Genomic DNA, 13,187 nt, shown 5'->3' with positions numbered 1-13,187 from the left:
TCCTGACCTGTCTCAATGTATCAGTTGATGGTTCGCAGGGACTTCGTGGCCCAGCACTACCTCACCGTCCCGAACTGCGGTCCCGAGAACGAATGGCACTCCCACCACTTCGAAACCGAAGTTTTGCTGGAGGGGGACAAACTGACTAGTAATGGGTATCTCGTCGATATTGTCGAGGTTGAGGACATTCTCGACGACCTTGTGGACCGGTATCGCGACGCGACACTGAACGATCTGCCCGAGTTCGAGGGGTTGAATCCGAGCATCGAGCACTTCTCACGGATCTTCTGCACTACTTTTCAGGAGCGACTTGACGCCCCACAGCTCGACCGCGTTACGGTAAAGATTTGGGAAGACGATCAGGCCTGGGCGTCCTACACCGCGTAGTGCATCCCTCAGAGCAGTACAGGCATCCGCAATGCGTGTAGGAATTGCCGTATACGGCGATTTAGGCCAGGTCTCCGGAGGATACCTTTACGACCGAAAACTGATTGAACATCTGGAGGCTCGGGGCGATGAGGTAATCGTGTTCAGTCAACCCAAGCGCGCTTACCCGCTGCGACTGACCGAAAACTTCAACCTCTCGTTTTGGCGTCGGCTGGCGTCAGCCGATCTTGATGTCCTTCTGCAGGACGAACTCAACCACGCTTCGCTTGTCTTCGGGAACCGGTGGCTGCGACGATCTATCGACGCCCCAATCGTTACGATTGTTCACCACCTGCGTGCGAAGGAGCCGCGGTCCCGCTATTCAAAGTGTGCGTCGCGCTTCCTGGAGCGACTGTACCTTCAGGCCACCGATGCGCGAATTTACAACAGTCAGACGACGAGGCAATCCGTGGAGCATCTGGCTGGGAGACGGCCCTGCGTCGTTGCCCGACCCAGCGGGCGCCGGTTTGGGCCCTCGGCGTCAGCTGAGATGATTTCCGAGCGGGCGACCTCGGAGGGACCGCTTCGTGTGCTTTACGTGGGCAATCTCATTCCTCGAAAGCGTCTCCACCTTCTCATCGAAGGCCTCGGTCGGGCCCAGTGCCGAGAGTGGCGTCTGGACGTCGTCGGGGACCTGTCGGCGAATCGTTCGTACGCGACGACCGTTCGCCGCCACATTCGCCGCCTCAGCGACCCTACGCGGGTTTCTCTGCATGGGCAACTGACAGACGAGGAGTTGCGGCGTCGCCTCAGTGGTTCGCACGTGCTGGCCGTGCCGTCGGCCTACGAAGGATACGGAATTGTCTATGTTGAGGCCATGGGACACGGCTTACCCGTAATCGCAAGTCCCAACGGGGGGGTCTGCGACATTGTTCAGGACGGCGAGAACGGCCGGTTTGCGGAGACGGCCGCAGGGATCGCCGACGCTGTCGACGAGTGGCACTTCAACCGCGACTGTTTGGCCGACATGGGGCGCGCAGCAATCGCCTATTACCGATCGACCCCGACCTGGGCCGAAACAGGCCGCCGAATCGCTTCCTTTCTCGACCGCCTCCCCGCGGCCTCTTCCTCACAGCCAGTAGCGTCTTCGTGACCGAACCCGATTCGTATAGTTACTCCCGGTATCTAACCGCAAAAAAGACCGTCGATGCCCGGGCCCTCGACCGGCAGGTCTGGTCCGAATTCGTTGGCAGTCTCGCAGGTCGGTCGGGGGCTTCCACACGGATCCTGGAAGTGGGTGCGGGCGTGGGGGCCACCGCTGAGCGAGTCATCGGGGCATTGGAAAAGCAATCTGTTGACGCCGTCGACTATACACTCGTCGATATTGAGGCCGAAAATATTGAGGTGGCCACAGCGAGCCTGAGGGCGTGGATGGGTGATCATGGGTACACGATCACCGGAGAGGGAGGGGTGACCAGATCGGTATGGAACGGGGAGGCTCTCACGGTCACATTTCGATTCGCGACGGCCGATCTCTTCGACTTCGTGGCCGAACGAGAGCGGTCCCTCTACGACGCGATCATCGGTCAGGCGCTCTTCGACCTCTTGCCCGCTCAAGAGGCACTACGAGCCCTTGGAACCTCTCTCAAAGAGGGTGGGCTGTGGTATTTGCCTATTCACTTCGACGGTGTTACGGCGTTCGAGCCCACGATCGACGCGGGGCTCGATGCAAAGATCGAACGCCTCTACCATGAGAGCATGACTGAAGCTGCGGGCAAGGAGGGAGGGCCGGACGGTCCCCGGTGCGGGCGCCGGCTCTTGACCCATCTTCGGAATGCCGGGGCGGTCCTGCGTGAAGCTGGGGCCTCCGATTGGGTCGTCTTCGCCCGTGAGGATGGTTATCCGGGCGACGAGGCCTATTTTCTACACCACGTCCTGCACTTCATCGAGAACGAGCTCCGCGGGCATCCGGCGCTCGACCCCGATGTCTTTACGAACTGGATCGCTGAGCGCCGTCATCAGATCGATGATGGTGAGCTCATTTACATTGCTCACCAGCTCGACGTACTGGCCCGCAATCCTTAACGCTGGAGCCGTCTACCCGTCGTAGTCGGGAGCGTTGTCGACGTAGTAGGAAGAGGATTTTCCGGGTTGCGCATGCAGGTATGTTTTCGTCGTCTCGATGCTTTCGTGGCCAAGCGTCTCCCGGACGAGTTCGAGATCCGCCCCCTTCTGCAAAGCATGCGATGCGTGGGCGTGACGGAACCAGTGTGGCGAGACCTTGGAGACCATGATGGGATTTCCGTCTTCGTCCCGTTTAACAGCTCCGTCCGCGTCGGTTCTCTCCGTCAGCTTGACCCCAGCCCGCGTCGCCGCCTTCTTCACGACTCGCCAGATTTGGGTTCGGGATAGGCACCCGCCTTTCCGCGACCGAAAGACAGGATCGTCGGGCGCACCGAAGCCCGCTTCCTGTTCCTCTTCATGAAGACGAACGATGAGGCTCCACACCTTGCTGTAAAGCGACACTGCTCTCGTTTTGTCGCCTTTCCCAAAGTACGTCACCTGACCGCCTGGGCGTCCGTTAGGGCCCTCTAACTCCGGCCGGTCTTTCAGGTCGTGCCAGCGCAGATCCACAACATCGGACACGCGGCCGCCGGAGGCATAAAAGAGGCGGAGCAGCACGTGATTACGCAGATTCGTCTCGTCCCGAAGAATGGCCCACAGATCGGCCTCCGAGAGAATTCGTTCTGCGCGGTTATTTCGGGATCGGGGCGTCGTGAGCGCAGCGCCGACATTGTGCGCGAAATAGCGCAGCTCTGTTCCAAACGTAAAAATGCTCTTGATCGCAGAAAGCTTTCGCTTCTGCGTCGACTTGGCGTAGTCCTGATCGGCTAAGTGCTCCCGATACTCCTGCAAGTGACCAAGCGTGACGTACCGGAGCGGGAGATCGACGTAGTCGACGAATTGCTCGAGGTCACGTGCATAGTCCTCCTGCGTACTCGGACTCTTTTCGGCGAGCCACCGACGGACCAGCGTCTGATCGGAATCAATCGATCCGTCTTCGTCATCGGGAGCATTGTATGGAAGTTGATCGGCGCCACGTCGGGAAATGTTATCGCCAGCGTCGTCGCCCGAGGGTTGGGCATCGCCGGAGGTATTTGCGACCGGGAGCTCCGAATCCGGGCCGGGCTGCGACATAGCAGTCGAGGGACAAGTGTCGTTATCGAACGAGTGCGTTTGCGCCGATCTATAGCCCGTAACGGAAAGCGCAGCGAACGTTCCGGACGGGCTCACCGCGTCAAAAACGTTTTCTCGTCAGCGGAATTCTCCAGTTCGCGGTGAAAAGGAACCTGAATCGTCTAGTCCGCTCTGAACACAAATTATGAAACATAACGCTTATTAGATTTCATTCAGCGGGTGGCGGATCAGGACCAAAATAATTCATGGTGAGACGCGAATACGCCCGTAATTCGGGACCTCATAGCGGTCCCATCCCTCAATCTCTACCCACCGTTCATCTACGCTCATGGCTAAGAAAAAATTATACGTCGAGATTGAGAAAGTCTGCGGCGCTCTCACTGAGATGATTCTCTTGGCCGTCGGTATCCACGAGTCGCTCGACGGAGTTCGCCGACTTTAGGCGTCCATGCAACTGCACCTGCTGCAGCGACGCCCCGGCCTCCACCGCGAGTCGGAGCCCCGTCTGTCGCAGCATCTCGACCGTCACCGTGCTGAGGCCTGCTCGTTCACCGGTCCGGCGCATGACTTTGTAAATTGCGTCGGGCGTCATCCGCGCACCCCGATTTCGATTACTGAGAGACCGCCAGAGCGCGCCTTCGTCGATGCCATACCGGGACTGGACCGCATCAATCGCCTCTACGACGGTCTCCGGAACCTTCACATATGCGCCGCCCGACAAACCGTCCCCCAACGGTACGTCGATCACCCAGTGGCGCCCCAGCGGACGAACATCGTCCACGTCCATTGCTGCCACCTCCGAACGGCGTAGCGCCCCGTAGAAGATTGTAAGCAGTAGTCCGCGGTTTCGACGTGCAGCCGCCCCTGCACCATCGGCTGCATGAATCAGGTCTTCAACGTCGGATTTGGAAAGCACGGATCGCTCCTGATCGGTCTGGCGACTTTCGTCCGAAGAATCAGAACGGTGAATCCGCGCTGCGCGAGCCGGATTGGTTTCCGAGAGTCCCTCGTCCACAGCCCAGTCGAAGAACCGGCGAAGGGCCGACAAGCGTCGCCGCAGCGTTGAACTCGACTTGCCGTCCGCTTGGAGCGAGCGCGCATGCGTCTGCACATCTGTCCTCGACACACTCGCGATCTGGGCCGCACCGAGATCAGCATCGTCCTGAAGGCCGAAGAAGTTGTGCAGATCTGTGCGGTAGGCTCTGCGAGTGTGCCGAGACGCAATTCCCTCGAGAAAGCGTTTCAGTATCGGCATGACGTGAATGCCTAATTATTGATAACAGTTATTATAAAAAACAAAGCTCGCGGAACGTCAAGGCCCCGAGGAATTTGCGTGATAAATTTTGTTATCAATAGTCAAAAGCATCTTTACATACATGTTGCTCCCAGCAAAAATAGCCGACCTGAAGCGACCAGGCCTGTTTCTCATTTCTCAAGATGGTGGACCTAGCCGCTCTCTTCGGCCGCTACGTCCGCCCGGTATCGGAACGTCGCTGCGATGCTCCGCCCACCCGGCATCTGCTCAGGGCGGAGCGCATGGACGGTCGCTCCATTTCGGTAGGCCGACACCGCTGCATAGTTGAGGAGATCCCCATCCCCGGCCTGCTTGGAATCGTGGACCTCCACCGTGTTCGTCTCAGGATCGAAGCGTCCCCATCGGTGCTGGCCCACAGGTACGAAGAGGGTCTCGACTCGGCTGTAGGCGCAAGCCGGGATGATCTCGTGGAAGTCATCGGACGCCAGATCCCCGTTCTGGTAGTAGAGTTGTTCAAACCGGTCTTTCTCCTCCTCCTGTTGCTCGAGGAATACCGATTCCACAATGTCCCAGGCGTTGGCGTGCAATTCCTCCGCGTCAGGCTGCTCTGGATTTCCCGCAACAATCTCGTCTTCAATAAGGTGCGGGTAGCTGTTCGCTTCTCTGTACAGTGGAAGGTATTCGGATACGCCAGCCAGCACGAGGGGCACATCCTCCCCACCGAGATAATCCGAAACACTTTCGTCGATTTTGCGGAAGAATCGCTTGATCTCATCCTGCGGTTCCCCGCTCAGGTCGTCTTCTGCCCCTTGGCCTTGGTGTGCCCGGTCCGTGTTTCCCGCGTCCCGCGAGGGAGATTGCCCCTGAGTGTTTGTACGGAAACCGCCCGTCGGCTCTTCGTACTGCTGAATGGCGCTGACGATACTGGAGGGGATCTCGGCCGCTTCGACCTCACTGACGGCCTGATGGGTCCCCTGGTACAGATGCACGTCGTTCTGACTCAGCGAGAGCAGGTAAAAGCGATTGTTGGCCGCGATCAGCGGAAAGAGGGGCTTCAGGTGGAAATGGTCGTCCGTAATCGCAATCTCATCGAAGGACAGAGGCAAACGGTAGATTTCGGTGGTCTCGCCTGTGACGAAGACGGCCAACCCATCGCTGAGGTCTCGCCAGAAGCCGGGCCGGTCTAGCAACGCGCGGGCCTCACTAAGAATCTCTTCGGTGCCCGCCTCCCGGTAGTCCTGTTCCTGGAGTTGGGCCTGGACGTCACTGAGCAAATTCTTAAATCGGGTCGTGTTCTGTGACCAGTCAGAGCGAACCTGGTGCGTGGGCATGTACAGGGAAATGCAGAGGTCATCCTGGAGCTCAGCGAGGCGTTTGAGCTCAGCGCGGTTAAAGAGGTCCATGATGGGTTCAGATTAGTGCGTGGATGATCGCCATGGGGAAATGTACGACGGATCCGGCAGATCGATGAGGGAATCTGCTTGAAGACCCCAGATACATCCGACCTAGGAACGGTAGAGCGGGACTATTCCGGGTCAGAATCCGCCAGCACGGCTCGCACCGGGGCAGCATCCGCCGCGGAAAGCTTCAAAGGAAAAGCCATTAGGTAGTAGCGACCGGCAGGCACGTGACCGAGGCGTAGGCCTTCTAGATTGACGATATCGGCGTCGAGAAGCGCCTGATGGGCAGGAAGGGCAGTGCTATCCAACGGGTCAACGGAGGGGGCGTCGGTCCCCACGAGAAGAACGTCCCGATTGCTGAGCGCACGGATGGTCTCGGCCTCAATAGGGGTAATGGAATCGGGCCATTCGTCGTCCGGGAGCGCACTCGCCGATGTCTTGAACAAGACGCGCTCAGCGGTCACGCCTGCCACATGCTCGGGGCTCACGGCTGGTTCATCCGGAACGGCTACAACGTCCACAGGCCCTGCGAAGACCGACAGGGGCAACTCGTCCGTTGTTCGGCCCTTGCTCGAAACATGAAGCGGAGCATCGACATGGGTCCCGGTGTGAGTGCTCATTCGAACGGCGCCCAGATTGACGGAGGCATCTTCCTGGTCAAGCCGAGAGGTCCACGTCCATTCCACGCTCTGGTCGCCCGGCCAGACGGCCGTGGCGGGAGAGATTGACCGGGAGATGTCGAGAAGGGACATGGGGACGACGAGCTACGCCTGCTTGGGTTCTGGCAGTTCAGGGCTTTGCACAGGACTGTCCTGCCGGGGACGTCGGTCCCCCGAAAATGAGGGAGGTGGTGGGGCGGGATGCCACTCTGGTCCTCCGGGAGGTCCGCCTGAGGAGCCGGAGTCATCGCTCCAGATGAAATGCCAGAGGAGTGTTCCCAAAATGATTGGCCCGAAGGCAACGAAGAAGCTGAGGATCTGGTAAATCCAGTTCATGGCCGGCGAATAAATCTTAGGGAACCAGTGCGTGAAGGGGCGCTGGCCGCCAGAAGGATTGTCTTTCACTGCGCCTTAATTCCCACGTTCAGAGGAGACAACGGTTTCGGAAAGTCCCCAGGATCAGCTGCGAAAGTGACATCTCGTAACTATCATTTCCATTGGAGAAGGCGACCGCTCATTCCGTCCCGTGCCATCCTCGTGTTTCATGGCTACCGACTACGACCTCATAACCATCGGCGCTGGCCACAACGGCCTCATCACAAGTGCGTACGCCGCCCAAGCCGGGTACCGCGTCGCGGTGTTCGAGCAGCGGGACATCGTCGGGGGAGCAGTATCCACGAAGGAGCTCTTTCCAGGGTTCCAGGTCGACCTTGGCGGGAGTGCACACATCCTGATTCGCCAGACCCCAATCGTCGAAGAACTGGAACTGGAGCAGTACGGCCTGACCTACATTGAGCTCGATCCGATGTTCGTAGCCCCGTTTCCCGACGGGGACGTGATCTACTTCTACCGGGATCTCGATCGCACAGTCGACCACATCGAGGCCCTCTTCCCCGGTGAAGGGCAGGCCTATCGACAATTTGTCGAGGACTGGACCGGGTTTGCCCGGACAATGCGGGACATTTTCCTTGCGCCCCCGAGCCCGATTGAGGTCGGAAAGCGCATGATCACGGGCTCAACGTCCCCTCTCCCCTGGCAGAAGGAGCTCCGGCACATTCTCCGTCCCTATCAGGAGGTCCTACGGTCGTACTTTGAAGAAGAAAAACTCCGAACCGCCATCGCGTGGATGGCGGCTCAATCTGGCCCCCCACCCACAGAGCCGTTGACCGGTCCCTTCGCGCTGTGGCATCCGCTCTACCACGAAGGAGGCGTGGCCCGACCAAAGGGAGGCTCGGGGATGCTCACGCAGGCCCTCCGGAATCACATCGAGTCGCACGGTGGCGACATCCACACCGAAGCCCGCGTGGACGAGATTCTCGTCGACCGGGACACAGCGCGCGGCGTACGACTGAACGGGAAAAGCTACACGGCGCGAGCAGTCTGCTCTGCCACACACGCGAGAGAGACGTTCGACCACCTGCTTCCCCAGCAACACCGCCCGGACTCTGCGGACGGGCTGCGAATCGGCAACGGCTTCGGGGCGATGCTCCGGCTTGCCCTCGATTCGCCGGTCAGCTACAAAGCGGGAGATGGGGACGCGGCCAGAACGGGACTACAGTTGCTGTGCCGAGACATGACGCAGCTTCGCAGCGCCTACGGGGACCATCTGTCGGGCCGGCCCGCAACGGATCCACCCCTTATAGGTATGACGTTCTCAGCGGCCGACGACTCGCTGGCACCGCCCGGCGGCGAGGTGCTCTGGCTGTGGGGCCAATACTTTCCGTACGAGTTGGACGGGTCCGCGACGTGGCCGGACATTGCAGACGCAGTTGCGGACCGGTTCATCAATCAGTTTGAGACCTACGCGCCGGGGATTCGGGACTCGATCGTCGGCCAGCTCTTCCAACACCCCAAGTGGCTGGAAGAACACCTGGGGCTCTACCGAGGAAACGTAATGCACCTTGAAATGAGCCTAGATCAGATGTTTGCCGCCCGTCCTGCCCTGGGGCTTTCGTCGTACGAGGGCCCTGTCGACGACATGTTCATGACCGGAGCGAGCACGCATCCCGGAGGCGGAATCATGGGCGCTTCGGGGCGCAACGCCGCTCGGGCCCTGCTTCGCCACTTAGGATGACGGCTTCGTGCAGAATTCTCTTGCGAAACTTGCCTGAATGACCTACCTCACCTTTCACTTCACGTTCTTGCTTCCGCCCATTCTCCTGATGCTCCTTGCTCCTCAACTCCCCACAAGGAGTGCTCAGGGGACACGGGCGATTCTTGGAGTTCCCCTCATCTGCCTTATTGCCCTCACGTATACCACTCCGTGGGACAATTATCTCGTTGCCAAGGACATTTGGTGGTACGGGGCCGACCGGGTCCTTGCCACGATTGGATACGTGCCCGTTGAGGAGTACCTCTTCTTCGTGCTCCAGCCGCTACTGACCGGCCTATTCCTCTACCAGTACCTTGGCAGATGGGCATCGCCTCCCCGAAAGGCATCTCGGTACGCGCCCTGGACCGGGGCAGGTGCATTCGCGGTGCTGACCGGAATGGGGCTTTTCTTTCTTCAGGATGGCCGTCCTCAAACCCTGTACATGGCCCTCATCCTGATATGGGCCCCTCCCCTTCTTGCCGGAATGTGGCTCTACGACGGAGAGACCCTGTGGTCGTATCGGTCCTGCCTCTTGAGAGCAACCGGCATTCCAACCCTCTACCTGTGGGTTGCCGACGCCACGGCCATTCACAAGAACATTTGGACGATTTCCCCCAAACACACGATCGGAATCAAGGCGTTTGGCCTCCCAGTGGAAGAAGCAACCTTTTTTCTGCTGACCAATCTCCTTGTAACGCAGGGCCTTCTCCTTCTCCTCTATGGCTCCCACGAGGCGGTGGCCGTAGAAGAAGCACGCCTTTGACGTTCGACCAGGAGCTCAGTTTCGGCTGTCATCTAGCAGTCATTCTCCGGGCGAGGTTCTATGACATATAACCCCTGCATCACAATTCTCGGGGAGATTCTATGGTATCTCTCGTTGACAAGCATGCTGCTTGTGGGTTATGTTCGTGTAGATTCGCAGGCCGAACTACGGAATTGCTATTGAAGCGCTTCCGTAGTGGGAACGGTTTCCTCCGTGTAATCACCCAACAACCAGACAACACCCATGCTACAGGATCTCCCTACTCTTACACCAGGACAGTACTCTCTGGTGTATAACATGCTCTCGTTCACCATCGCGACCATGGCGGCGGCGTTCGTCTTCTTTGTCCTCGCGCAGAGGAATCTGGCGCCGAAGTATCGGATTTCAATGATGGTGTCGGCACTTGTGGTATTCATCGCTGGATACCACTACTTCCGAATCTTCAACAGCTTTGAAGGTGCTTACCAGCTTAGCCAAGCAGGGTTTAGCTACGAACCAACCGGTAAACCTCTAAACGACGCCTACCGGTACGTCGACTGGCTCCTCACCGTCCCTCTGCTTACGGTTGAGCTGGTGCTCGTGATGGATCTACCAGAAGGAGAGAGTGGGCCGCTCGCCGCAAAACTTGGCTTTGCAGCGGCGCTCATGATTGCGCTGGGGTACCCAGGCGAAATGAGCGAAAGCACCGCCCTCATCGGCCAGCGAGGCCTCTGGGGCTTCCTTAGTACCCTCCCCTTCATTTACGTCCTCTACAAGCTGTTCGCGGGCCTAGGCGATGTCCTTGATCGGCAGTCAGGCGAGGTTGCGACGCTGCTCGGTAATGCGCGCCTTCTTCTGCTCCTGACTTGGGGCTGGTACCCAATTGTGTACATGGTTCCGATGTTCGTGAGCGGATATCCGTCGGAGGCACCAGGCACGCTGGTGACGCTTCAGGTCGGATACACGATTGCTGACGTTGCCGCCAAGGCGGGTTATGGCGTGCTCATCTACGCCATTGCCAAGCAGAAGTCCGTCGAGGAAGGGTACAACGTGGACACGATGGTCGAGCCCGCGGCAACTACCTAGCGGTGCCTCTCTCCACGCCGAGTTTGGGTTCTTCCCCGTCGTCGGGCAACCGGCGACGGGGATTTTTATTTGCCTGGACCCAGATCGGGGGAAAGTTCAGAAACGATCCCGGGGGTTCTGTATTGGGCTGATTTGGGGAGATGTACCAAAGTCGCTCTCCGTCATGACAAACGAGGATTCCTCTGTGGCTGGACCTTTTCTTACCATTACGGGACCCACAGCTGTCGGGAAGACAGACTTCAGCCTCAAGATTGCCGAAGAACTGGACGCTGAGATTGTCTCGGCCGATAGTCGGCAGGTGTATGAGGAACTTACGATTGGAACGGCTGCCCCGGGCCAAGAGGCCCTCGACCGGGTGCCTCATCACTTTATCCAGGAGCGTACCCTGCACGAGCCCTTCTCGGCTGGCACCTACGCCGAGGAGGCAAACGAGCGCATTCGCGATATTCTTGACCGGGGAAAGCGCCCGCTCATCGTTGGGGGGGCCACCCTCTACCTTCACGCCCTGCAGTACGGTCTCGCCGACATTCCGGATGTGGACGACGAGGTGCGCGAGCGTCTCGAAACGCGTCTCGAGCGAGAAGGCAAGGAGGCCCTCTTCGAAGAGCTAAGGGAGGTGGACCCCCAACAGGCAAATCAAACGGATCCGACTAAGACCCATCGTGTCATCCGGGCCCTTGAAGTCTATCATGGCACAGGAACGCCTCTTTCGCACTACTACGAGAACCAGCCAGACCCACCCTTCGAATACGTCACGGTCGTCTTAAATCGAGACCGTGAACGGTTGTACGACCGCATCAACCGCCGGGTCGATCGGATGCTCGAGGAGGGCCTGCTTGAGGAGGTCCGAGCAGTGATGGATCTTGAAGGGGTGCAGCTGGACGAACCCCCTCTGAGTACCATTGGGTACCGGGAGCCCATTCAACACCTGCGAGGGGAGATCGGATACGACGAAATGGTTCGGCACGTCAAGCGAAATACCCGCCGGTACGCCAAGCGACAGCTCACGTGGTTTCGTCGGTACGACGAGTACAACTGGGTGGATGCTTCCGAAACAACCCCGGAAGACGTGCTCCGGCGCTTCGAGCCTTCTCAGATATCGGCCTGAGAACCTGTTTCTCCGGTCAACCGACCCACCGCTTCTTGGATGTGAGATGGGAACTGCGCGAGCCCGTTCAGTCCCAGCACGAGGAGGCCTGCCCCGCCCCACCCTAGCCAGATCCAGATCCAGTACGAGCCGTCGATGTAAAACAGATACGTCCCGATCGAGCACACGCCCAGCCAAATCCAGTGCCAGGACGGGCGTGGCCCCATGACTCCGAGTCCGACGACAGGGAGAAGATACCACGGATGCACCGTCGTACTTAGAACCAGGAATGTCCCCAGGAGCAAGAGGCACGCCCGGCGAAAGGACCAATCCTTCCACGCATCGAGGCCGTACAGAACAGGAAGCGACAAGAGGAAAAGACCCCGAAAGGCTGGACCAATGGTTTTGCTCCAGTCTGCCCCGGTCCACACCCAGAGAACGTGCTTCAGGAAGTAGTACGGGCCTGCATTGAACTCAAACAGCTCCGCAAATAGGTCGACGGAGGCCTTGATGTGGGGAAGCGTGTACGGAGCGGCGTAAGGAATGCATAGGCCCGCGACGACGAGCGCACCAGGCCACACCGCCCGCCATCCAAACCGGCGGAGCAAATACGGCCCGAGCGCAAACGGATAGATTTTTACCAGACCAGCCCCAGCAATGGCCGCTGAGGCGATCCCTCCCCGTTTCTTTTTCACCCCCCACAGCGCGGTGAAGAGGAGAGGCATGAGAAGGGCCTCGGTGTGGCCCTGCCCCGCCGTTTCGATGAGTACGAGTGGATTCCACGCGTATAGCATCAGGTTGCGGGCCGATGTGAGGCGGGACAACACCCAGACGCCCCCAAACTCCGCCGCCGCAAAGAGGCCCTTCAACACGTAATAGGAAGTCGTCCAGCCACCATCGTAGAAAAGGGCTCCAGCTCCGAAGAGGATCTGAGAAAGGGGCGGATAAATGCTGTAGTACTCTTTCGAATTGAGCTTGCCGAAGATCTCCGCGTCCTGGAAGCCCTCAAGGCTCGGATCGGAGGGCACAAATTTGTACGGATTCACTCCCTCTATCTGGAGCCAACCGTCCCAAATGTAGCGGAACGGGTCGTCGGTCAGTTCTGGGAGGAGCGGAAAGAATGCGAGGCGGAGAATGAGTCCTCCCCACAGCACCTCGCGTCTGGAGACCGGATCGCGCCGCCAGAGTAAAATGAGTCCACCGCAACTCAAAAAAGAGGAGGCTACGAGAAGGGGCCATAGCGGAGGATGCATGGCCCAGACGGGACACAGGAGTAGAAGCAGGCCTGTGCTAAGCAGAAGA

At 59.0% G+C, this 13,187-nt stretch carries 12 protein-coding genes; 7 read left to right on the top strand and 5 right to left on the bottom strand.

Features of this window, described 5'->3' with window-relative positions; all coding sequences use genetic code 11:
- The first annotated feature begins 15 nt into the window (after positions 1-15).
- From ABEL04_RS01085 to ABEL04_RS01075, 3 genes are read left to right on the top strand one after another with little or no spacing between them, the layout of a single operon-like run.
- Entirely contained in the window at positions 16-387 is a 372-nt protein-coding gene (locus tag ABEL04_RS01085; protein WP_375800522.1) for a 6-pyruvoyl tetrahydropterin synthase family protein, read from the top strand.
- 31 nt (positions 388-418) lie between these two features.
- Positions 419-1,519, top strand: coding sequence for a glycosyltransferase family 4 protein (locus ABEL04_RS01080; protein ID WP_375800521.1), 1,101 nt, complete (start codon positions 419-421; stop codon positions 1,517-1,519).
- The gene (locus tag ABEL04_RS01075; RefSeq protein ID WP_375800520.1) at positions 1,516-2,451 is read left to right on the top strand and encodes a class I SAM-dependent methyltransferase; all 936 of its coding nucleotides are present in this window, start codon (positions 1,516-1,518) and stop codon (positions 2,449-2,451) included. The genes ABEL04_RS01080 and ABEL04_RS01075 overlap by 4 nt, the downstream gene beginning before the upstream one ends.
- Before the next feature lie 12 nt (positions 2,452-2,463).
- Here ABEL04_RS01075 and ABEL04_RS01070 read toward each other — a convergent pair whose 3' ends face one another.
- The 4 genes from ABEL04_RS01070 to ABEL04_RS01055 all read right to left on the bottom strand — a co-directional run bounded on the left by ABEL04_RS01070 (position 2,464) and on the right by ABEL04_RS01055 (position 6,971).
- Positions 2,464-3,564 carry a tyrosine-type recombinase/integrase gene (locus ABEL04_RS01070; protein ID WP_375800519.1) on the bottom strand — a complete coding sequence of 367 codons (1,101 nt, stop codon included), beginning with the start codon at positions 3,562-3,564 and terminating at the stop codon, positions 2,464-2,466.
- A gap of 343 nt (positions 3,565-3,907) precedes the next feature.
- Complete coding sequence (locus tag ABEL04_RS01065; protein ID WP_375800518.1) at positions 3,908-4,819, bottom strand: tyrosine-type recombinase/integrase; 912 nt, start codon at positions 4,817-4,819, stop codon at positions 3,908-3,910.
- A gap of 191 nt (positions 4,820-5,010) precedes the next feature.
- The gene (locus tag ABEL04_RS01060; RefSeq protein ID WP_375800517.1) at positions 5,011-6,222 is read right to left on the bottom strand and encodes a hypothetical protein; all 1,212 of its coding nucleotides are present in this window, start codon (positions 6,220-6,222) and stop codon (positions 5,011-5,013) included.
- Positions 6,223-6,344: 122 nt separating this feature from the next.
- Positions 6,345-6,971 (bottom strand): cyclase family protein, encoded by a 627-nt coding sequence (locus tag ABEL04_RS01055; RefSeq protein ID WP_375800516.1) that lies wholly within the window; start codon positions 6,969-6,971, stop codon positions 6,345-6,347.
- 451 nt (positions 6,972-7,422) lie between these two features.
- Here ABEL04_RS01055 and ABEL04_RS01050 point away from each other — a divergent pair, with 451 nt between their 5' ends.
- The 4 genes from ABEL04_RS01050 (at position 7,423) to miaA (ending at position 11,906) form a co-directional block, all read left to right on the top strand.
- Positions 7,423-8,952, top strand: a complete 1,530-nt coding sequence (locus ABEL04_RS01050) for a phytoene desaturase family protein (RefSeq protein WP_375800515.1) — start codon at positions 7,423-7,425, stop codon at positions 8,950-8,952.
- 37 nt (positions 8,953-8,989) lie between these two features.
- The gene (locus ABEL04_RS01045; protein WP_375800514.1) at positions 8,990-9,733 is read left to right on the top strand and encodes a lycopene cyclase domain-containing protein; all 744 of its coding nucleotides are present in this window, start codon (positions 8,990-8,992) and stop codon (positions 9,731-9,733) included.
- Positions 9,734-10,030: 297 nt separating this feature from the next.
- Positions 10,031-10,798, top strand: a complete 768-nt coding sequence (locus ABEL04_RS01040; RefSeq protein WP_375800540.1) for a bacteriorhodopsin-like — start codon at positions 10,031-10,033, stop codon at positions 10,796-10,798.
- Between the two features lie 184 nt (positions 10,799-10,982).
- Positions 10,983-11,906, top strand: a complete 924-nt coding sequence (gene miaA, locus ABEL04_RS01035; RefSeq protein WP_375800513.1) for a tRNA (adenosine(37)-N6)-dimethylallyltransferase MiaA — start codon at positions 10,983-10,985, stop codon at positions 11,904-11,906.
- Here the strand turns inward: miaA and ABEL04_RS01030 are convergent.
- Complete coding sequence (locus ABEL04_RS01030; RefSeq protein WP_375800512.1) at positions 11,891-13,138, bottom strand: hypothetical protein; 1,248 nt, start codon at positions 13,136-13,138, stop codon at positions 11,891-11,893. The two genes, miaA and ABEL04_RS01030, sit on opposite strands and share 16 nt — an antisense overlap.
- Between the last annotated feature and the right edge of the window lie 49 nt (positions 13,139-13,187).

The organism is Salinibacter sp., from assembly GCF_042218895.1.
Classification (GTDB): domain Bacteria; phylum Bacteroidota; class Rhodothermia; order Rhodothermales; family Salinibacteraceae; genus Salinibacter.
The sequence above is the reverse complement of the archived record's forward strand: the minus strand, read 5'-3'. Positions and strand labels throughout refer to the sequence as shown.